The organism is Pseudomonas simiae (assembly GCF_900111895.1).
Lineage (GTDB): Bacteria > Pseudomonadota > Gammaproteobacteria > Pseudomonadales > Pseudomonadaceae > Aquipseudomonas > Aquipseudomonas simiae.
The window spans coordinates 344,310-365,062 of record NZ_FOKB01000005.1 but is presented as its reverse complement, the minus strand read 5'-3'; the positions used below and the strand labels follow the sequence as shown (position 1 = coordinate 365,062).

At 60.4% G+C, this 20,753-nt stretch carries 19 protein-coding genes; 7 read left to right on the top strand and 12 right to left on the bottom strand.

The genetic code is table 11. The annotated features are described in order from the left end of the window. Positions 1-491: 491 nt before the first annotated feature. From BMZ57_RS18415 to gcvA, 6 genes are all read right to left on the bottom strand, one after another. Positions 492-725 carry a hypothetical protein gene (locus BMZ57_RS18415; protein ID WP_010210255.1) on the bottom strand — a complete coding sequence of 78 codons (234 nt, stop codon included), beginning with the start codon at positions 723-725 and terminating at the stop codon, positions 492-494. Positions 726-763: 38 nt separating this feature from the next. Next, positions 764-1,018, bottom strand: coding sequence for a hypothetical protein (locus BMZ57_RS18410; RefSeq protein WP_010210256.1), 255 nt, complete (start codon positions 1,016-1,018; stop codon positions 764-766). A gap of 34 nt (positions 1,019-1,052) precedes the next feature. After that, on the bottom strand, positions 1,053-1,595 hold the full coding sequence (locus BMZ57_RS18405) for a hypothetical protein (RefSeq protein ID WP_021493075.1): 543 nt from the start codon (positions 1,593-1,595) through the stop codon (positions 1,053-1,055). 100 nt (positions 1,596-1,695) lie between these two features. Beyond that, positions 1,696-2,457, bottom strand: coding sequence for an SDR family oxidoreductase (locus tag BMZ57_RS18400; protein WP_010210261.1), 762 nt, complete (start codon positions 2,455-2,457; stop codon positions 1,696-1,698). A gap of 30 nt (positions 2,458-2,487) precedes the next feature. Next, on the bottom strand, positions 2,488-3,315 hold the full coding sequence (locus BMZ57_RS18395; protein ID WP_021493077.1) for an EamA family transporter: 828 nt from the start codon (positions 3,313-3,315) through the stop codon (positions 2,488-2,490). A 75-nt stretch (positions 3,316-3,390) separates the two neighbouring features. Then, positions 3,391-4,296: a transcriptional regulator GcvA gene (gene gcvA / locus BMZ57_RS18390; protein ID WP_021493078.1), complete on the bottom strand. Its 906-nt coding sequence runs from the start codon at positions 4,294-4,296 to the stop codon at positions 3,391-3,393. A gap of 664 nt (positions 4,297-4,960) precedes the next feature. Between gcvA and BMZ57_RS18385 the strand changes: the two genes are divergently transcribed. Both BMZ57_RS18385 and BMZ57_RS18380 read left to right on the top strand, forming a co-directional pair. Then, positions 4,961-5,569, top strand: a complete 609-nt coding sequence (locus BMZ57_RS18385) for a LysE family translocator (protein WP_047541938.1) — start codon at positions 4,961-4,963, stop codon at positions 5,567-5,569. A gap of 314 nt (positions 5,570-5,883) precedes the next feature. Further along, the gene (locus BMZ57_RS18380; protein ID WP_074900581.1) at positions 5,884-6,891 is read left to right on the top strand and encodes a GlxA family transcriptional regulator; all 1,008 of its coding nucleotides are present in this window, start codon (positions 5,884-5,886) and stop codon (positions 6,889-6,891) included. A gap of 20 nt (positions 6,892-6,911) precedes the next feature. On the opposite strand, the gene BMZ57_RS18375 is transcribed toward BMZ57_RS18380, so the two are convergent. The 5 genes from BMZ57_RS18375 to BMZ57_RS18355 form a co-directional block, all read right to left on the bottom strand. Continuing rightward, positions 6,912-8,150: an NAD(P)/FAD-dependent oxidoreductase gene (locus BMZ57_RS18375; RefSeq protein WP_044287240.1), complete on the bottom strand. Its 1,239-nt coding sequence runs from the start codon at positions 8,148-8,150 to the stop codon at positions 6,912-6,914. A gap of 3 nt (positions 8,151-8,153) precedes the next feature. Continuing rightward, complete coding sequence (locus tag BMZ57_RS18370; protein WP_069673022.1) at positions 8,154-9,725, bottom strand: aldehyde dehydrogenase (NADP(+)); 1,572 nt, start codon at positions 9,723-9,725, stop codon at positions 8,154-8,156. 61 nt (positions 9,726-9,786) lie between these two features. Beyond that, on the bottom strand, positions 9,787-10,734 hold the full coding sequence (locus BMZ57_RS18365; protein ID WP_010210276.1) for a dihydrodipicolinate synthase family protein: 948 nt from the start codon (positions 10,732-10,734) through the stop codon (positions 9,787-9,789). Between the two features lie 42 nt (positions 10,735-10,776). After that, on the bottom strand, positions 10,777-11,703 hold the full coding sequence (locus tag BMZ57_RS18360) for a 4-hydroxyproline epimerase (protein ID WP_010210279.1): 927 nt from the start codon (positions 11,701-11,703) through the stop codon (positions 10,777-10,779). A 14-nt stretch (positions 11,704-11,717) separates the two neighbouring features. Further along, positions 11,718-13,337 (bottom strand): APC family permease, encoded by a 1,620-nt coding sequence (locus BMZ57_RS18355; RefSeq protein WP_069673023.1) that lies wholly within the window; start codon positions 13,335-13,337, stop codon positions 11,718-11,720. A 187-nt stretch (positions 13,338-13,524) separates the two neighbouring features. Here BMZ57_RS18355 and BMZ57_RS18350 point away from each other — a divergent pair, with 187 nt between their 5' ends. The 4 genes from BMZ57_RS18350 (at position 13,525) to BMZ57_RS18335 (ending at position 18,617) form a co-directional block, all read left to right on the top strand. Then, a complete protein-coding gene (locus BMZ57_RS18350) occupies positions 13,525-14,283 on the top strand; it encodes an AraC family transcriptional regulator (protein ID WP_010210281.1) in 759 nt (252 codons plus the stop codon). A gap of 214 nt (positions 14,284-14,497) precedes the next feature. Beyond that, positions 14,498-16,561: a maltose alpha-D-glucosyltransferase gene (treS, locus tag BMZ57_RS18345; protein WP_021493084.1), complete on the top strand. Its 2,064-nt coding sequence runs from the start codon at positions 14,498-14,500 to the stop codon at positions 16,559-16,561. Between the two features lie 148 nt (positions 16,562-16,709). Next, on the top strand, positions 16,710-17,486 hold the full coding sequence (locus tag BMZ57_RS18340; protein WP_021493085.1) for a GNAT family N-acetyltransferase: 777 nt from the start codon (positions 16,710-16,712) through the stop codon (positions 17,484-17,486). 63 nt (positions 17,487-17,549) lie between these two features. Next, positions 17,550-18,617, top strand: a complete 1,068-nt coding sequence (locus tag BMZ57_RS18335; protein ID WP_139136465.1) for an acyl-CoA dehydrogenase family protein — start codon at positions 17,550-17,552, stop codon at positions 18,615-18,617. On the opposite strand, the gene ppk2 is transcribed toward BMZ57_RS18335, so the two are convergent. Next, positions 18,614-19,531 (bottom strand): polyphosphate kinase 2, encoded by a 918-nt coding sequence (gene ppk2, locus BMZ57_RS18330; protein ID WP_010210290.1) that lies wholly within the window; start codon positions 19,529-19,531, stop codon positions 18,614-18,616. The genes BMZ57_RS18335 and ppk2 overlap by 4 nt on opposite strands. Before the next feature lie 185 nt (positions 19,532-19,716). Here ppk2 and pstS point away from each other — a divergent pair, with 185 nt between their 5' ends. After that, the gene (pstS, locus tag BMZ57_RS18325; protein ID WP_010210291.1) at positions 19,717-20,745 is read left to right on the top strand and encodes a phosphate ABC transporter substrate-binding protein PstS; all 1,029 of its coding nucleotides are present in this window, start codon (positions 19,717-19,719) and stop codon (positions 20,743-20,745) included. The last annotated feature ends 8 nt before the right edge of the window (positions 20,746-20,753 follow it).

The window sequence follows — 20,753 nt, the reverse complement described above, 5'->3', positions numbered from 1 at the left end:
ACAAGCCAAGGGGCGGCCTTAGATATGGCGCACGTCATCCTTGAACTCTGAGTAGGTAGTGGCCTTTTGCTTCCTCAACGTAGACCAATACACCAGCTTGTGAAGACGGTAGCAATCGAAAACTACCATCGCGAACCCAACTGTAGTGATCTACTCCTGTTTTTTGGCAATCTGGGGAGTGGTCAAGCGCGTCCTACGCAACTCGACAACAGCTAGCCACTCTGCATCTTCAACATGCGCATCATCTAAAAGAAACCAGCTCAGATTTATTTTTCTATCGTTGTCCGCTTTTGGCCGATTCCTGCCCGTCACAAACGGCAAAAGTCGGCCGACTGCAGCTATTCGCGACAGGCAGCAGTCGGCCAGAGGCAGACACTTGCGATGAGTCTAGGAATCCTAGGGCGATTCAGCTCGTCGGAACCCGCTCATCAAGTCCCGCGTTAACAATAAGCACTGCACTCTCCGCTATCTGCGCCACGCCGAACGTGCTCTCACGACTTTTTCGCTAGCTCCACCGCCGACGTTATCGCCGCTCGCGCCTGCGGACTGTTTTTCCAACATGTCGACCCTGATGCCGCCGATGCCTGCGCCAGGATGTCACTGACATCCGCTTTCCCCAGGACATCCATCGAATCGATTCCCATCTGCTCCAAACGAGTCACAACGGTGGGGCCTACGCCCTTGAGGGCAAGCAGCGCTGTTCTTTCTTCCAATGAAAATGGCATTCGCACATTCCTTTTTTTAACGCTGTTAATCAGCGTATTTAACCGACCTCGGCCCTGACGATCCTCTGGTCTTTAACCTCTGCTGCATACGCCCCAATTTTCTCCTGCTGCGCCGCCAGCAACGCGCAGACTTTCATCAATGCTGCCGCCTCATCCGGCGTCTTGCCGCTGGCGGCCAAGGTGGTCAGCTCAACCACCGACCACCCAATCACCGCCGCTGCATCCTCCAGGTCGTAAAACAATTCCTGCTGAGCAGTCCTGGGCCCGTCGAGGCCTTTTATCAATTCATCCATTTATGCTGCCTGCCGTTTCAGTTCAAGCGCCCGCTTACGGAACGAGATTGTCGTCGAAGTCTTCACGCTCGAGGGTTGTGTAAGCCTGCTGGCGAATCCCGCCTTCGGAAGAGGTACAGAGTCGACGTGTGGCTTTCTTTCCCTGCGGACGCACGACTATTCCCTCGCTCATCTCGGGGTCGTTGGGTTCTCCGGGGGTAAAGTTTGTGCGCACCATACGGTCGAAAACCGCGTAGGTTACCCCATGATTGGTAAAGCGCAGATGTGCCTCGCCGCCACCTGAGTAGCTCGTGGAGCTGAGCCAGAAGTGACCCTTCGGTGGGCTGGGTGTTTCGGGGTAGGTCAATTCGATTTTGTCGGGCGTGCCAAAGCGGTATTGCACATAGCCGGTTGTCGCTGAGAACCCTTGCGATGCGCAAATCGAGATCATCTTCGACCCGGAGTCGCATCCGAATAATAGTGTTTCTTGCGCCTTACACAGATAGCGCTGTTCCGACGTCCCGGCAAGCGCGTCGAATCCTGTGGCCGCCATCGTCAGCAAGCAAATTCCCTTTAGCGTCGCGACTTTAATTCCCATCAGGGTTCCCGTTTTTTTACTTGGAAAATTGATCAGCAGTTATTCTGACTGGCTGCTTGGCGAGGCAGTGTGGCTTCCCGGTCACGCGTGTGTAAATGCCTTACTTGCCCCCAGTTACATCCAGAAAAGTCCCGGTAATAAACGACGCCTCCGCGCCCGCCAACCACAGCACAGCCCGCGCGACTTCTTCGGGCTCGCCGCCGCGGCCCATTGGGATGCTGTCCTTGACGCGGTCCACGCGACCCGGTTCTCCGCCGCTGGCGTGCATTTCGGTGTAGATATGCCCTGGGCGAACGCAATTGACGCGGATGCCTTCGCGCGCGACTTCCTTGGACAGCCCGATGGTGAAGGTTTCCAGTGCTCCCTTCGACGCTGCATAGTCGACGTACTCGTTGGGGCTGCCCAACCGCGCGGCGCCCGAGGAGACGTTAATCACGCTGCCGCCGTTGCCGCTGTGTCGAAACGACATGCGCTTCACGGCTTGTTGCGCGCAGAGCATCGGGCCGATGGCATTGATCGCGAAGATGCGTTGCATGCGCGCAACGTCGAGGTCTTCAAAACGCGATTGAAGCGCGATGATTGCGGCGTTGTTGACCAGAACGTCGATGCGGCCGAACGTCTCGTCGATGGCTCGGAACAGATGCGCGACCTGTTCCGGGTCGGCACTGTCGGCGCGTATGGCCAAGGCGCGTCGTCCGAGCGCTTGCACGTCAGCCACCACGCCGAGTGCGGCGGCCTCATTGTTGATGTAGCTGATGGCGACGTCGTAGCCTTGCGCCGCCGCGAGCCGCGCCGTTGCCGCGCCTACACCCCGGCTTCCGCCGGTGATCAGAATCAGGGGAGCTGAAGAGCCGGTAGCCATGTCTTGAACCTTTTTGTGAGGGAGGTGAATCTAGCCGATGAGCATCGTGCCGGCGGCAATTACCGCGCACGCCAGGACTTTGCGGACAGTCAGTGCCTCGCCCAGGAAGAAATAACCGATTAATGCCGCAAACAGTACGCTGGTCTCGCGCAAGGCGGAAACCGAGCCCATCGGCGATTCAGACATGGCGTAGATCACAATGCCGTAGGCCAGCAGTGAGACCAGCCCACCCATCAAGGCGGGGATGAGCCCCGGGCGCGGGGCAAACAGGCTGCGGGCACCGCGCAGGCCCATGTAAACCAGTGGCATCAGTACGCCCCAGAGGGCGCACATCCACGCGGTATAGGCCATCGGTGCACCGGAGAGTCGTGCGCCTACGCCGTCGGTCACGCTGTAGGCTGCGATGAAAAATCCCGTGCCCAAGGCGTAAGGCAAGCTGGGGACCGCGAGCCTGCGTTGCCTGAAGGCCAGTGAAATAATGCCGCCCGACACCAGCGCAATGCCGAACAGGGCGCTGGTGCTGAGGGTTTCGCCAGCAAATGCCAAGGCGAACAATGTGATCAAAATGGGCGAGGAGCCGCGGGCGATCGGGTAGGTTTGCCCGAGATCACCCACTTTGTAGCTGCGCACCAGGAACAGGTTATAACCGACGTGCAAGACACCCGAGAGTGCGGCGTAAGGCCAACTGGCGGCGGCGGGCGCTGGAAGGTACAGCGCAACGCCAATGCTGACGAGGGCAACCGACAGACACATCACGGTCATCGACCAAAGCCTGTCGGCGCCGACACGCAACAGCGCGTTCCAGCTGGCGTGCAAGAGGGCGGCGAAGAGGACGAGTATTACGATAGGAAAGGGCATGCGTCATGTTAAGCAAGCTGGCGGTTGGACAACAGCGAAGTCCCTTCATCGTGGCATGAGTCATTGCTCATGCTGTCAACGATAGTGTTGTTGGGCCTGAGTCGACTCCGCCAGCAGCCAGTTGCGAAAGCTGACGATGTGAGGCTGGGTTTCGATCCCTTTGGGGCAGACAAAGAAATAGGCGACCGGTGAGGCAAACGGCACATCGAACAACCTCACGAGGCTGCCATCGTTGATTTCGGCCTCCACGTGGCCGCTACGCGCCAAGGCGATGCCCTGACCCAGCAAGGCCGCTTCTATGGTCATGTTGGTGTCAGCAAACCTGACGCTTTCCTTGAGTGCCGCAACGCTCACGCCGACGTGCTCGAACCAGGCTTCCCACTTGGGCACCAGGTCTGCGCCGTCACGCATCAGTAGCGGGTAACGCAACAATTCGGCGGGCTCGTGCGGGGCGCCAAAACGGTTAAGCAGGTCAGGGCTGGCCACCGGGAAAATTTGCTCCCTGAGCATGAACTCCGAATGCAAGGCCGGGTAATGACCGTTGCCCAGACGAATTGCCACATCTGAATCCGCGCTGGAAAAGTTGATCGCTTTGTCACTGGTTTCCAGCGTGATCAGAATTTCCGGGTGCTGCTGCGACAGGCCTGGCAACCGGGGCAGCAACCATTTCAGAGCGAAAGAATAGGTGGTGCTGACCTTGAGCCGAACCCGGCCTTTTTGTTCTCTAAGGTCCGTCAATGTGGTTTCCAGGTTCACGAAAAACTCGCGCACGATGGGCGCCAGTGCGGCGCCGGCTGGGGTCAACCGCAAAGATTTGCCGCGCTGGAAGAGTTGTAACCCCCAGAGGTCCTCAAGGTGTTTGAGTTGATGGCTGACGGCGCTCTGGGTCACATGCAACTCTTCTGAGGCTGAAGTGAACGTCGCATGTCGGGTCGCGACTTCGAACGCGCGAAGCGTGGCAGTGGGGGGGAGATCTCTCATTGGTGGGTCCCGGCGAGCCTTCTGGCAATCAGTTTTTCCATGAGTGGACGCTCATGCTAATTGAAAGGTGTGCTCTCATTAAAGCCGGACAGCCTGGCAGCGGCCGCAGAACTGACGGCACCTTGTACCGCCGGGCTTACAAACCCTACCATCAGGTTACACGATAGCCATGACGCACTTGAGTTGGCGCTGTCTTACCCAGCGAGAAGTCAATCTCGTCACGTAAGAGAGTGTGGTTATGAAGTTGAGTTATCTAACCAAAGCGGCGGTCGTGGTCGCGCTATTGTCGACCCTGTCAGGCTGCTGGATATTCATGCCACCGGGGGGTGGCGGCGGGCATGGTGGCGGACATGGTCAGGGCGGTGGCCCTGGCCCAGGAGGCGGTCCGCGCTAAGGAACCGAAGCCGGAGGCAAGCCATGCGCAATGGCTTGCCTCTTTTTTTTGCCGTGAGAAATCCCAGGCAAAGAAAAGCCCGCGTGGGGAGCGCGGGCTAAAAGGATGTTTGTTAGGAGCTGGGTTCACCATAGGCCCCCGTCTGTGAAAGGTTTGTGAAAGCTTTGGCAAAAAAAAGTGTATGCCTCAATCGTGAGGTGGCTGTACGGGGCAGGGCAGGCCATAACCCTCTACTGTCGCTGGCATACCCCTGCGTTTGGATGCCGCGTTATGTTCATGTCTACCAGCCTGTTATCAGCCTTTGTGCTGTTTGCCTTCGTGTCCTCGATCACACCGGGGCCCAATAACACCATGTTACTTGCCTCGGGCGTGAACTTTGGGTTTCGCCGATCGATGCCCCATGCCCTGGGGATCAGCATTGGTTTCATGCTGCTGGTGATTTCGGTGGGCCTGGGGCTGGGCGAAGTGTTCAAGGTATTTCCGTGGGCCTACAGTGTGTTGCGCTACGTGGGCGCGGCTTATCTGTTGTACCTGGCGTGGAAGATTGCGACGGCGGGCGGCATGTCCGACAGTTCTGATGAGCAGGGCAAGCCGATGACGTTCCTCGGTGCAGCGGCGTTCCAGTGGGTGAACCCCAAGGCCTGGATCATGGCGCTGGGGGCAATCACGACCTATACGCCGGCCGAAGGTTATGTGACCAATGTGCTGGTGATCGCCCTGGTGTTCGCCGTCGTCAACCTACCCAGCGTCTGTGTGTGGGTCGGATGCGGCAGCAGCTTGCGCAATGTGTTGCGTGAGCCGCGCTGGTTGCGGGTGTTCAATGGGGCGATGGCGGGGTTGCTGGTGCTGTCGTTGTACCCGATGCTGTTTGCCGGCTGAATGTCAGACCGGCGAGATGGTTGCCAGCAGGCCGATGCCGATGGTCAACACCAAAAAGCCGAACAGGAAAAGTGCCATCTTGGTCATAAGGCCTCCAGAGGGAAGGGAGTTGGGATGGCGCTATTGTCCGCCCAGGTGGCGTTTCGATACAGATGCAGATAGTAAAGAAAAAACCGTATCAGATACCTTTGGCCCCGTTAAGCCGGGGGCTTTGATCGTTTGGGTTATTTTCAAGATCAGTGCCTGAGACAGCCAACGCATTTGCCCCTAAGATGGCGCCCATTGCATCAACAATAAGAGTGGGCCAACCCTCGATGGAAAGACGTCAATTCAGCGGTGGCATGAAAGGCAAGAACCTGCGCTACCTCAACGAAACCTCACAGCCGGCGTCGGTTGCCCGCGTTGGCTTCCTGTTGCTCGAACATTTTTCCCTGCCCGCATTCACCCAGACCCTCGACACCTTTGTCACCGCCAACCTGCTGCGTCCCGACCTGTTTGCCTCGCGTACCTTCGGCTGTGACGATGGCGAAGTCATCAGCGACCTTGGCCTGGTGATCCGCCCCGATGCGCGTATCGACGTGGCGGCCCTGCAAGACCTTGAGCTGCTGGTGATCTGCGGCGGCTTTCGCACGGAACTCAAGGCCAGCGAAGACTTCATCCATCTGCTGCGCGGCGCCGCCGAGCAGGGTATCAGCCTCGCCGGCCTGTGGAACGGTGCCTGGTTCCTCGGGCGTGCCGGGTTGTTGCAAGGCTACCGCTGCGCCATCCACCCGGAACATCGCCCAGCGCTGGCTGAAGTGTCCAAGGCGACCCACGTCACCAGCGAACCCTACGTGATTGACCGCGACCGCCTCACCGCCTCAAGCCCGTCCGGTGCCTTCCATATGGCGCTGGATTGGATCAAAGGTTTGCATGGCAAGGCATTGGTCGAAGGCATCGAAGACATCCTGGCCTTTGAAGAATCCCGCTACCGGCGCATCAAACCCACGGAAAACGTCAGCGTCAGCGCGCCCCTGCGTGAAGTGGTGAAACTGATGGACGCCAACCTGGAAGAACCCCTGGAACTGGATCAGCTCGCCGTCTACGCGGGCCGGTCCCGGCGCCAGTTGGAGCGGTTGTTCAAGGAACAACTGGGCACCACGCCGCAGCGCTACTACATGGAACTGCGCGTGACCGAAGCGCGGCGCCTGTTGCAGCATACCGAGCTGTCACAGGTTGAAGTGCTGGTGGCCTGTGGATTTGTCTCGCCGAGTCATTTCAGCAAGTGCTATAGCTCATACTTCGGCTATCGCCCCTCGAAGGAGAAACGGTTGGTCAAATAGCCTGCTCGCTACAAGCGATGTCAGAATCGATCCAGGCGATAAGGCGCCACTGACGGTGCTTGGCCCGTCCTCGCCAACGCCCCAACCCACTCGGCCGTCACCGCCGCCTGGGTCAAACCCAAATGCTGATGCCCAAACGCAAGCAGCACCTTGCCGTCACACACCCGGTCAATCACCGGCAGTGAATCCGGTAGCGACGGCCGAAACCCCATCCATGGTGTTGCACCTTCTGCACTCAACTCCTCGCGAAACAACCCCTTGCTCAACCGATGCAACTGCCAGGCGCGCGCCATATTCGCCGGGCGATCAAGGCCGGCGAATTCCACCGTGCCAGCCAGGCGCAGCCCGTCGGCCATGGGCGTCATGATGAATTTGCGCTCCAGGGAGGTGACGGCAAACGGCAGGCGATTGTGTTCATGGGGCAGCATCAGGTGGTAGCCGCGCTCGGTGTCCAGTGGGACTTTTTTGCCGGTCAGGGCGGCGGTCAGTCTGGCCGAGTGGGCGCCACAGGCGATCAACACCTGGCGCGCGCTCAGCGGTCCCTGATCGGTGGTGAGTGAGACGCCGTGCGCGTCGACGCGGCCATCCAGCACCTGGCGTTTAAGAAATTGCACACCACTGGCCTTGGCCGCGTGCACCAGTTCGCAGACCACGTGGTAGGGATCTAGAAAGTGCCCGGTACCTGGGAAAAACAGCCCGCCCTGGAGGTTGTCGCTCAACTGCGGTGCGGCTTGGCGAATGGCGTCGCCAGACCAGAAATCCACCGGCACCTGCTGCTGTTGCATGCGCTGCTGCAAGGCATTAAGGGCGTCCCGTGAATCCGCGCGCTCAAATACCAGCAGCGAGCCGTCCTCACGTAGCAACTGCGGATGCCCGATGCTGTGCAGCAGGCGCTGCCACGCCCCCAGGCTGCCTTCATTGAGCGTGCGAATTCCCGCCACGGTGCGCTGATAGCTCGCCGGGCGCAGGTTCAACAGCAGGCGCAAGAACCAGGGCAGGGCGTGCGGCAGGTATTTCCAATCCAGGCGCAGCGGGCCCATGGGGTCCAGCAGCATGCCGGGCAACCGCTTGAGGATCGACAGGTCGGCGATGGGGAACACCTGTTCGGTCGCCAGGTGCCCGGCGTTGCCATACGACGCGCCCATGCCGGGTTCCTGTTGGTCGACCACCCACACTTGCTGGCCTTGGCGCGCCAGTTGCAGGGCGCAGGCGACGCCGATGATACCGGCGCCGACCACTACGATATCGGGATCGGACATGGCCTACGCCTCCCTCTGGCCATCAAGCAGGCGCCGCAGCAGCAAAGGGTTACCGTGCTGGAGCGCGTCAGGCAGCAGTGCATCGGGGAAGTCCTGATAACACACCGGTCGCAAAAACCGCTGGATCGCCGCCGTGCCCACCGACGTGCTACGTGAGTCCGACGTGGCGGGGAATGGGCCGCCATGAACCATGGCATCACAGACTTCCACACCCGTCGGCCAGCCGTTGACCAACAGGCGGCCGGCCTTGCGCTCAAGCACCGGCAGCAGGGCTTTGGCGCTTGGCAAATCGTCGTCATCCAGATGCAGGGTGGCGGTGAGTTGACCTTCCAGGTGTTCGGAAACCTGATACATCTCTTCGTTGCTGGCGCAAACGACTATCAATGAGGCTGCGCCGAACACTTCAGCCTGCAACTGTTCATTGGCTAAAAAATCCTTCGCCGGGGTCACAAAAAGGTGAGCCTGGCCCTGGTTGGGACCTTCTGCTGCCAACCCTTTCGCCGACACCCTGGCGTGTTCAGTCAGTGCTGTCACGCCTGAATCGAAGGCCTTGAAAATACCGGGGGTCAGCATGGTCTGCGCCGCACAGGTGGGCAGCAGCTCACTGGCCGTGCTGATGAAGCGATCCAGCGCAGGCCCTTGTACGCCAATCACCAGGCCTGGGTTGGTGCAGAACTGCCCGGCACCCTGGGTCAACGACCCCACGAAGCCTTTCGCCAACCCTTCGCCGCGCGCCGCCAACGCGGCTGGAAACAGGTACACCGGGTTGATCGAGCTCATTTCTGCATACACCGGAATCGGTTCGGGCCGTGCCTGCGCCGCCTGTGTCAACGCCACGCCACCGCTGCGCGAGCCGGTAAAGCCAACCGCCTTGATCCGCGGATCGGTGACCAGTGCAATCCCCACTTCGCGGCCCGAACCGTAAAGCAACGAAAACACACCCTCGGGTAAACCACAGGCCTGGATGGCCTGCGCCACCGCCCGGCCCACCAGTTCACTGGTGCCCGGATGCGCGCCATGGGCCTTGACCACCACCGGGCAACCGGCGGCGAGTGCGGAGGCGGTATCGCCCCCCGCTACGGAAAAGGCCAGGGGGAAGTTGCTCGCACCAAACACGGCCACCGGGCCCAGTGCAATATGGCGCTGGCGCAGGTCTGGACGAGGCAGAGGCTGGCGCTGCGGCTGTGCAGGATCCACCCGCACATCCAGCCATTCCCCGGCGCGTACGGTGCGGGCGAAGGTGCGCAGTTGGCCGCAAGTGCGCCCGCGCTCGCCTTGGATACGCGCACGTGGCAGGCCGGTTTCGGCGACGGCGCGCTCGATCAGTTCATCACCCAGGGCTTCAATGTGCGCGGCGATGGCTTCAAGGAAGGCGGCCCGAGCTTCCAGCGAGGTTTCGCGGTACCCATCAAACGCCGCCCACGCCAAGGCGCAAGCCTGGGCGACATGTTCGCGGTCGCCGCCCGGATAGGCCGGTTCCATGGGGGTATCGGTTGCGGGGTTAACCGCCCGGATCGCCTCGCGATTGCCGGTAGTGGCGTGCTGACCGATCAGCATCTTGCCCGTCAGAGTCATGGGATCGTCCTGGTAGAAAAGAGGGTGGCCGCTGCGAGAACCGCAGCGGCGCGCAAGGGAGTCAGGCGACGTTCTGTTCCGCCGACCAGTTGGCGTACCACTGGCGGAACAGCGCGTACTGGTGTTCGGCGTAACGGCGTTGCGCCTCGCTGAGTACGTCGGTCTCGTTGAAGTGCAGGGCATAGCCCTGGTCGCCGTTCAGCACCATCAAATGCTTGTAATACAGCACCAGGTCGCAGCCTTCATCGAAGGACGACAGCACCGCCAGCGCAGCCTCCAGCTCACGGGCCTGGCGACGGGCCTTGGCATCGCCCTTGGCGGCCTTTTTGCTCAATGCCACCAGTTGCAGCACTTCCCGTGGCAAGGCGTTACCGATGCCGGTGATGGCGCCGGTGGCGTTGCAGTTGACGAAACCGTGTACCACCTGGGTGTCCACGCCGACCATCAAGGTCACATTATCGTCCTGGGAGGTGATGTGTTCGGCGGCGTAGCGCAGGTCGGCACCGCCGCCGAACTCCTTGAAACCGATCAGGTTCGGGTGTTCGCGGCGCAGTTCGAAGAACAGGTCGGCGCGGGTGGCGAAGCCGTAGTAGGGGCTGTTGTAGATCACTGCCGGCAGGTCTGGCGCGGCCTTGAGGATCGCCGAGAAGTGCGCCTTTTGTGCGGTGGCGGATGCACCACGGGACAGCACGCGAGGAATCACCATCAGGCCATGGGCGCCGACCTTGGCGGCGTGGGCGGCATGGGCCACGGCTTCGCGGCTGTTGACTGCACCGGTGCCGACGATGGTCGGTACACCGGCGGCCACCAGACGTGCCACGCCTTCCTGACGTTCGGCCTCGGTGAGCAACGGCCAGTCGCCCATGGAACCGCAGTACACCACGGCGCTCATGCCGATATCGATCAACTCGCGGCCCTTGGCGACCAGGGCGTCGAAGTCCGGCTTGCGCTCAGCGGTGCACGGGGTCATCAGGGCGGGGATGCAGCCGGTGAAGATGTTGTCGCTCATTGTTCTAGCTCCTTGGAACGTTCAGTACAAACAGGGGAGGGCTCAGATGCCCCAGGCAAAAGGGTCGCGCTCGTCGATCAGCAAGGTGCTGTCGGCGGTCATGTACGCGTTGCCAGTGATGAAGGGGCGTACGCGCTCGCCGTCCCATTCATAGTGGCCGTCGAATTGGCTGCCGGTGATGCTGGCTTGGGTCCAGGTTTCGCCGGGCTTGAGTGTGCCATCGGCGGCCAGGCAGGCCAGTTTGGCGCTGGTACCGGTGCCACAGGGCGAGCGGTCGTAGGCCTTGCCGGGGCACATGACGAAGTTGCGGCTGTCGGCCCGGTCGTCATCGGCGAACAACTCGATGTGGTCGATCAGTGCGCCGTCTGCACCGTGAATGCCTTGATCTTCCAGGGCCTTGAGCATCGCCCAGGTGTAGTCGGTGAGCGCATCCACGTTGTCCATCTGCAGGCGTTGACCATGGTCCGACACCAGGAAAAACCAGTTGCCGCCCCAGGCGATATCGCCGTAGACCACGCCGTGGCCGGGCACCTCCACCGGCACCTGTTGGTGCAAGCGATAGGCGGGCACATTGCGCAGGGTCACGGCGCCGTCTTCGTGCAGCGTTGCGGCAACCGGGCCGACGGGTGTGTCGATGGTGTGCACGCCGGGCTGGATGCGTCCCAAGTGGTGCAGCGACGCGACCAGGCCGATGGTGCCGTGGCCGCACATGCCGAGGTAACCGGCGTTGTTGAAGAAGATCACACCGCAGATCGCGCCCGGCGTGACGGGTTCGCAATACAGCGCGCCGACCAGTACGTCATTGCCACGCGGCTCAAGCAGGCAGGCGCGGCGCCATTGATCATGCTCGGTGCGCAGGCTGTGCAATTGATCGGCAATCGTGGCGCCGCTCAGCGCCGGGAAACCGCTCATGACCAGGCGCGTCGGTTCGCCGCCGGTGTGGGAGTCGATCACATGCAGTCGCTTCATAAAATGCTCCTGAATCAGTAGGTCGCGGGCGTCAGCGGGGCGTGAGGCTCGTCAACTGCTTCGCTTTCATCGGCTTCGTGTTCCAGCCGTATCAGGTGAGCCGGTACGCCCGTCGCGGCGCCCCAGTAATAAATGCCCAGTGCGCAAGCCGCGACGACTATTGTGTCGAGCGGATGGCCGATCACGCCGATGCCGCCGAAACTGCCGAGCTTGGAGAGCAGGATGGTCACCGCGTAGAAGCCGATCAGCCAGGCAGACGAGCGCACTTGTTGCTTGATGTTGAGGTGTGCGGTTGGCACCCAGCGGGCACACAGCAGGTACACCACGAACATCAGGATCTGCAGGCCGAGCAGCCAGGAAACCGTGTTCCAGCCGGACCAGTACACAATCAGCGCGGCGATGATGAACGACAGCGGACCCAGCACCGCCATGCCCTTGACCCGGAACGGCCGCGCCATCTGTGGCGCATTGCGACGCAGTGCAGCGACGGTGACCGGCGCCACGGCGTAGCTGAGGATCAAGGCTGCGGACACCACGTTGATCAGCGCTTCCCAGGACGGAAACGGCAGGGTCCAGAACACTGACAAGGCGAAGGTGAGCCATAGCGCCGGGCGGGGAATGCCGGATTTCTCATCGATACGCGTGAAAATCTTGAAGAACGTCCCGGTCTGCGCCCAGCCATACACCACACGGGGGGTCGCGTTCATGTAGATATTGCCGCAGCCGCTGGGGGAGATCACCGCGTCGGCCACCACCAGGTAGGCCAGCCAACCGACGCCCAACGCCAGGGCAATGTCCCGATAAGGCAGCGCCAGTTCCTTGCTGATCCCGGCCCAGCCGTTGGCGAGCATTTCCGTGGGCACGCCACCAAGGAAGGCGGTTTGCAACAACACGTAGATCGCTGTCGACAGCAGCACGGAAAGGATCAAAGCAATCGGAATCGTGCGTTGTGGGTTCTTCACTTCACTGGCCACCGAGATGATCGGCGTCAGCCCCAAGTAGGCAAAAATCACCCCGCCGGCCGACACCGCCATCTCGATGCCCGACAGCCCAAACGGCGCGAAACCCTGGACCTGGAAGTTCGCCGGTTTGAAGAAGGTGAACAGCACACCAATCACCAGCAACGGCACGATGAATTTGAATACGCTTACCAGATTGTTGGCGATGGCGAAGGTCTTCACGCTGCGGTAGTTGAGCACGAAGAACAGGCACAGCAGGGCGAATTGCACCAGCCAGCCAAGGGGCGTCGGGGCGCTGGAACCGGCCTTGGTCAGCTCTGGAAACCACGCCGCGGCGTATTGGCGCGAGGCGACGACTTCGATGGCCACCAGGCTGGAAAACGCGATCAGGGTGATGAAGCCCATCAGATAGCCCAGCAGCGGGCCGTGTGAGTAAACCGGGTAGCGCACAACGCCGCCGGCGCGCGGTAATGCCGCGCCCAACTCACAGTACACAATGCCCAGCAGCAGCACCGCGAACCCGCCGATGAGCCAGGAAATGATGCCCGCAGGACCCGCAATTGCAGACACGTGACTGGCTGCGAACAACCAGCCCGAACCAAAGATGGCACCCAACCCGATAAAGGTCAGGTCCATCAGGGAAAGCTGTTTCTTGAACTTGCCTTGAGCTGACATAGCGTCGCCTTCTTGTGAGTTATTGGATAGGCATGCAGTGGCCATACAGTGAACTTCCAGACGGCGGCGCGATTGATGTTTTTTGCCGGCATCGATGACGAAATCAGCACAGTTTTGCTTTCTCGACAGGGGGGCGAGCATCGGGCAATCTGCTACCCGTGAAGGCAACCAGTGGGGATCAACCGTCATGATGCAGAGCGCGTTTGCGACCCTTTGCCAAGGGAGCAGCCCCCAAGACATCGAACAGTTATTGGGCAGTGTCGCGCAGCTATTGCCGATGCTGGACGTGATCCCCAATGCCGCGATTTTCATCAAGGACACCCACGCCCGATACGTGCTCGCCAACCGCACCCTGGTGCAGCGCTGTGGCCTCAAGCAGTTGCAACCGCTGTTGGGCAAGACCAGTGCCGAAGTCTTTCCCGCGCAATTGGGGCCGGGCTACACCGAGCAGGACCGACGCGTGCTGGAGCAGGGATTTGTGCTGGAAGATCAGCTGGAACTGCACCTGTACGGCACCCGCGAACCCGGCTGGTGCCTGACCCACAAGTGGCCGCTGTACAACCACACGGGCGCGATCATTGGCCTGGCCGGTATCTCGGTCGACCTGCAAACCGCCAGCGAAAGTCACCCGGCGTACCAGCGCCTGGCCGCCGTGGACGCGCACATCCGCGCGCACTTCAACCGTCGCGTGACCCTGGGTGAATTGACGCGGATCGCCGGCATTTCAGTGGCGCAGTTGGAGCGCTACTGCAAGCGCGTGTTCCACCTCACGCCTCGGCAGATGATCCAGAAAGTGCGGCTCGAGCACGCGCACCGGCTGTTGCACACCGACCTGCCGATCACGGAAGTCGCGTTGCAGTGCGGGTATACCGACCACAGCGCCTTTACCCGCCAGTTCAAGGCGTCGACGGGGTTTACGCCGAGGCAGTATCGGGATACCCGTTAGTATCCGGTGGGCGCTTTGCTGTGGGAGCTGGCTTGCCTGCGATGCAGACGCCCAGAGGGATCAGGTACATCCGGTAGACGCCTTCGCAGGCAAGCCAGCGCCCACATTTGATTGCGCCCAGTCTGTGAAAGGGGGCTCATTCCAATGCAACGAATGGCCCACACCACCCTCATATGTTCACGAGCAATGCTTTACGACAACAGGTACCAGACTTATGACGGCGGCTGAAAACAACCATGTGAACTGGCTGGTGGAACAATCGATGCTGCACGCGGCACGCCAGCGCGCCAGGCTCTATTCGGGCCAGGGCCGGTTGTGGCAGCAGCCATACGCGCAGACTCGGCCCCGTGATGCCACGGCCCTGTCGTCAGTGTGGTTTACGGCGTACCCGGCGTCGATCGTGACCCGCGAGGGCGGCACGGTGTTGGAGGCGCTGGGGGACGAGGCGCTGTGGCATGCCTTGTCGAAGATCGGTATCCAGGGTATTCACAATGGCCCGCTGAAGAAGTCTGGTGGCCTGAAGGGCACGCAGCACACGCCGACCATCGATGGCAACTTCGACCGCATCAGCTTCGAGATCGACCCCGAGTTGGGCACCGAGGCCCAGTTGCAGGCGTTGACGCGCATGGCCGCGGCGCACAATGCGGTGATCATCGACGATGTGATTCCTTCGCACACCGGCAAGGGCGCAGACTTTCGACTGGCCGAGATGGCGTATGAGGACTATCCCGGCCTGTACCACATGGTGGAAATCCGCGAAGAAGACTGGGCGTTGCTGCCGGACGTCGTCGAAGGCCGTGATGCGCAGAACCTCAGCCCCGCCCAGGTCGACGCGTTGCGTGACAAACACTACATCGTCGGCCAGTTGCAGCGGGTGATCTTCTTTGAGCCCGGCGTCAAGGAAACCGACTGGAGCGCGACAGACGTGGTGCAGGGCGTGGATGGCAAGCCGCGCCGCTGGGTGTACCTGCATTATTTCAAGGAGGGCCAACCGTCGCTGAACTGGCTGGACCCGACCTTCGCCGCACAGCAGATGATCATCGGTGATGCGCTGCACGCCATCGACGTGATGGGCGCGAAGATCCTGCGCCTGGACGCCAATGGTTTCCTGGGGGTGGAACGCAAGCTGGACGGTACGGCCTGGTCCGAGAGCCATCCGCTGTCGATTACCGGCAACCAGTTACTCGGCGGCGCGATCCGCAAGGCCGGCGGCTTTAGCTTTCAGGAGCTGAACCTCACCGTGGATGACATCGCGTCCATGTCCCATGGCGGTGCCGACCTGTCCTATGACTTCATCACCCGACCGGCGTACCAGCACGCGCTGCTGATGGGCGATGCCGAGTTCCTGCGCCTGATGCTGCGTGAAATGCACCGCCAGGGCATCGACCCAGGCTCGCTGATCCATGCGCTGCAGAACCACGATGAATTGACCCTGGAACTGGTGCACTTCTGGACGCTGCATGCCCATGACACCTTTCTGTACCAGGGCCAGACGTTTCCCGGCAACATCCTGCGCGAGCACATCCGCGAGCAGATGTACGAGCGCCTGGCCGGCGAGCATGCGCCGTACAACCTCAAGTTCGTGACCAATGGCGTGTCGTGCACTACGGCCAGCATCATCACGGCGACGCTGGGTATTCGTGATCTGGAGGCGATCACAGCGGCGGATATCCAGCAGATCCGTCAGATCCATTTGCTGCTGGTGATGTACAACGCCATGCAGCCTGGGGTGTTTGCCTTGTCGGGGTGGGACTTGGTGGGCGCGCTGCCGCTGGCGGCTGAAGAGGTCGAACACCTGATGCAGGATGGCGACACCCGCTGGATTCACCGTGGTGCCTATGACCTGGTGGATCTGAACCCGGATGCGCAGCTTTCGGCGGGCCATATGCCGCGTTCGAATAGCCTGTATGGCAGCTTGAACACCCAGTTGCAGGACCCCGAATCCTTTGCCTCGCAACTGCAGAAAATCCTCGCGGTACGCCGTGCCTATGACATCGCCGCCAGCCGCCAGATCCTGGTGCCAGAGGTGGAAAACTCGGCGCTGCTGGTGATGGTCCACGAATTGCCGGCCGGCAAAGGCACACAAATCACTGCGTTGAATTTCGGTGCCACGGCGATCACCGAAACCCTGCACTTGCCGGATATTGCTGCCGGAATGGTGGTGGACATCATCAACGAGCGGGTGGAGGGCGACCTGACGGCGGAGGGGGCATTTACCATTACCCTGGATGCGTATGAAGGGTTGGCGCTGCGGGTGGTCAGCAGCTCGCCCCTCTAACGTTGACGCATCCTTTTGTGGTGAGCGCGCTCACCACAAAAGATCGCAAGTTGTTTCGGAGTTTCCTTACGTTGCCTGAATAAAGTCGCATGTTAGTGTCCTGTTCATTACGTGCCTCTTATTAGTATGGCGACTCAAAGGAACAGGAATGCGATCTCTGTCGGTATCCAGTGAAGAACAGTTAACTGCACAACTTCCGCGTGCAGCATTAGTGGTCAGTCTCGCCACTCGGCAAGAAGAAATACGTGAGGTGCAACGCCTGCGTTATCGAGTATTCACCGAAACGTTCCAGTTGTCTGAACTCGAAAATCCAGAGGCGTTGAATACCGATGAGTTTGATGACTACTGCGACCACTTGCTGGTCCGCGACGCCAGTACTTCAGCCGTGGTCGGCACCTACCGCTTGATGGGCCCGGCCGCTGCACAGCGCATGGGGCACTACTATTCGGAAAGGGAGTTCGATCTCAGTGGGTTGGCGTCGTTGCGCGCCAGGACAGTCGAAGCCGGGCATGCCTGTGTTCACCCCGAGTACCGCAGCGGCAGCGTGATCATGATGTTGTGGTCGGGCCTGGCGAAGTACATGGAACGCGAGGGTTGTGATCATTTGATGGGCTGCGCAAGCGTGAGCCTGTCCGACGGCGGCCACGATGCGGCAGCGTTGTATCGCGGCTTTACCGCGCAGAATCTGGCGCCCGCCGACTATCGCGTAACGCCCCACCTGCCTTTCCCCCTTGATACGTTCGAGCCCGGACATGTACCGCGCGTCCCCCCGTTACTCAAAGGTTATTTACGCAGCGGGGGTTGGGTCTGTGGTGCGCCGGCCTGGGATAAGGAATTCAATGTAGCGGACTTCTTTATGTTATTGCCGCTGTCGAAGTTGGACAGTCGTTATGCGCGACATTACTTGAAGCCTAAACAATCATAAGGGTTGATCAATATGTTCCTGAGTGAAGAAAGAAATGCGGCTTTAGCCTGTATTCCGGACGTGGTGGCTGTTCTAGAAAAGACCTCGCTTATTGAACTTGAACGCGGTGACTCGAAACAACTGGCCACGTTATTTAGAACTGTCGGCGCTCCAGGGCTTTCCATCGCCAAGGCACTTGGCGGTGGAGGGCTTAGTGCCGTCAACTTGGCCCAGGTGCATACCTGGGTCGGCGCCCATTGCCCTTCATTGGCGGTGATGATGACCATGCACCATCACACGGTGGCCGGCATGATGGCAGCCAGTCGTTTCTTTCCCGATATTCAGGGGGTGCTAGGCCTGGTCGCCCGCGACAACCTGTTGGTTGCCTCGGGTTTTGCCGAGGGCCGGGCGCACGCCAATATCCTTGAGTCCACGCTGTCCGTTGAAAAGACCGCCGCGGGTTATCTGGTGAGCGGCAGCAAGAAGCCGTGCACGATGACCCATCACTTTGACGCGATCACCTTTGGCGTCAACTACGTCGACCCGCAAGGTCAGACGCACATCGGTATCGGCCTGGGGTTGGCGGGTGATCCGAACATCCAGCGCAACAAGTTCTGGTCGGTGCCGCATTTGCAGGCAGCCGATAGCCATGAAGTGATCTTCAACAAGCTCTTGGTGCCAGAGGCGATGATGTATTTCAGTAAAGCCGTGGATCACCAACTGGACGATGTGCAGCAGGGCACCGGTGAGCACTTGTTTGCGATCTGGTTCCAGCTGCTCGCCTCGGCGTCCTACCTGGGCATGGCGTCTGCGCTGGCGTCGAAGGCATTGGCGTGCAACAAAGGTTCGCAGGATGATCGCGCAATGCTGCTGATCGATCTGCAGGGCGCCACGATGGCGATACGTGGGCTGGCGGACGCGATCGACCAGAACCGGTTCCTGCGCGCTGACCTGGCGCGCGCGCAAGCCACGCGGTTTGCCGTGCAGGAGGCGATCAACCGTATCAGTACGCGGGCGTTCGAAATCCTCGGAGGCATGGCGTTCATGTCCTCCGAGGAAGTCGCTTACCTGTTGGTGGCAACACGGGTACTGGCGTTTCATCCGACTTCACGGCTCGCCAGTGTGCCGTTCCTGTGTGAACAGCTGAGTTAGTAACGTTGCGGCACGATGAGTTCGGGTGGCGTCGGGCTGCGGGAGTAATCCTCCTGCCGCACGCGCTGCGGCAGTTCGATCACCGGTAACTCGACCTCTTCATATGGCATCTGCCCGAGCAAGTGGTGGATGCAGTTGAGGCGAGCCTTCTTCTTGTCATCCGCCTGCACCACCCACCACGGCGCTTCGGCGATGTGGGTGCGTTCGAGCATGATTTCCTTGGCCTTGGTGTAGGCCTCCCAGCGCCGACGCGACTCCAAGTCCATGGGGCTGAGCTTCCATTGCTTGAGCGGGTCGTGAATGCGGCTGAGAAAGCGCAGGTGTTGTTCCTGATCGGAAATCGAAAACCAGTACTTGATCAACTGAATACCGGAGCGGGCAAGCATGCGCTCGAACTCCGGCACGGTGCGGAAGAACTCTTCATACTGGTCCGCGTTGCAAAACCCCATGACTTGCTCGACGCCGGCACGGTTGTACCAGCTGCGATCGAACAGCACGATTTCGCCTGCGGCCGGCAGGTGTGAAACGTAGCGCTGGAAGTACCATTGGGTCTGTTCGCGGTCATTCGGCGCGGGCAGGGCGGCGACCCGGCAGACCCTGGGGTTCAGGCGCTGGGTGATGCGCTTGATGACACCTCCTTTGCCGGCGGCATCGCGTCCTTCGAACAGGATCACCACCTTGTGGCCGGTCTTGACCACCCAGCTCTGCAATTTCACCAGTTCGCCCTGCAGGCGGAACAGTTCGCTGAAATAAATCCTGCGCGCGGCTTTTTCACTGCTTTCACCCTCGTGCTCGTCAAACAGCGCGTTGAGGTCGTGCCCATCTTCGGACAATTCCAGTTCCAGCTCTTCGTCACTGTGATCCAGCAGCTCACGGTGGATGCGCTGCATCAAGGCGTCTTCTATGGAGGACATGGGGCGGAACTCGCGTGGGGGGGATGGCAAAGTCTTAGTCGCATTTTGTTACTAACCAATGACATCAAATCCCGTCATTGCGGGGGGAGAGGGGGACAAACAGGCGTTTTGCCACTCCACGTTCATAAAACCGTAACAAGATTGTTGCAGAGTTGCCGGGCCCGAAATCACAAGGATTTTCCTTAATGAAACGTCTGATGAAGTCTGCTGCACTCGCCGTTGCGGTTTCTCTCAGTGCCACCTCGGTGTTTGCTGCCGAGAGCATCCGCCTGACCGGTTCCGGTGCGAGTTTCCCGGCACCGATCTACCTCACTTGGTTCAAGGATTTCAGCAAGAAAACCGAGGGCGTCACCGTTGACTACCAATCCAAGGGTAGCGGTGCGGGTGTACAAGACTTCCTGAACAAAACCGTCGACTTCGCCGCCAGCGACTCGGCCATGAAAGACGAAGACATCGCCAAGGTGGCCGAAGGCGCGCAACTGCTGCCGATGACGGCCGGTGAAATCGTGTTGGCCTTCAACCTGCCGGGCAATCCTAAAGAGCTCAAATTGCCTCGCGATGTGTACTCCAACATCTTCCTGGGCAAGATCACCCAGTGGAACGATCCTAAGATCGTCGCCGCCAACCCAGGCGTGAAACTGCCTGACATGCCGATCACCGTGGTCGTGCGCGCCGACTCCAGCGGCACCACCGCTGTGTTCACCAAGCACTTGGCCGCGATCAACCCTGAGTTTCAGAAAGACCTGGGCGAAGGCAACACCGTCAATTGGCCAGCCAGCGACAAATTCATCAAATCGCCGAAGAACGACGGTGTGACCGCCACTGTGCGTCAGACCCCAGGCGCGATTGGCTACATCGAATACGGCTTCGCCAAACTGGCCAAGGTTGACTTTGCCCAGTTGCAGAACAAGGCCGGCAAGTACGTCGTACCGAACGCCGAAAGCGGCGCAGAAGCCCTGGCTGCGGTGAAAATGCCGGAAAGCCTGGTGGCCTGGCTGCCGGATCCGGATGGCGCCAAGTCCTACCCGATCACTTCCTACACCTGGATGATCTTCCGCAAGGACAACGGCAACCCGGCCAAAGCCAAGGCCATGCGTGAAATGGTTGAGTACAGCCTGACCGAAGGCCAGAAAATCGCCGACTCGATGGGCTACATCCCACTGCCGCCATCGGTTGTCGATCAAGTTCGTAAAGCTTCCGCCAACATCCAGTAAGGCCGCCA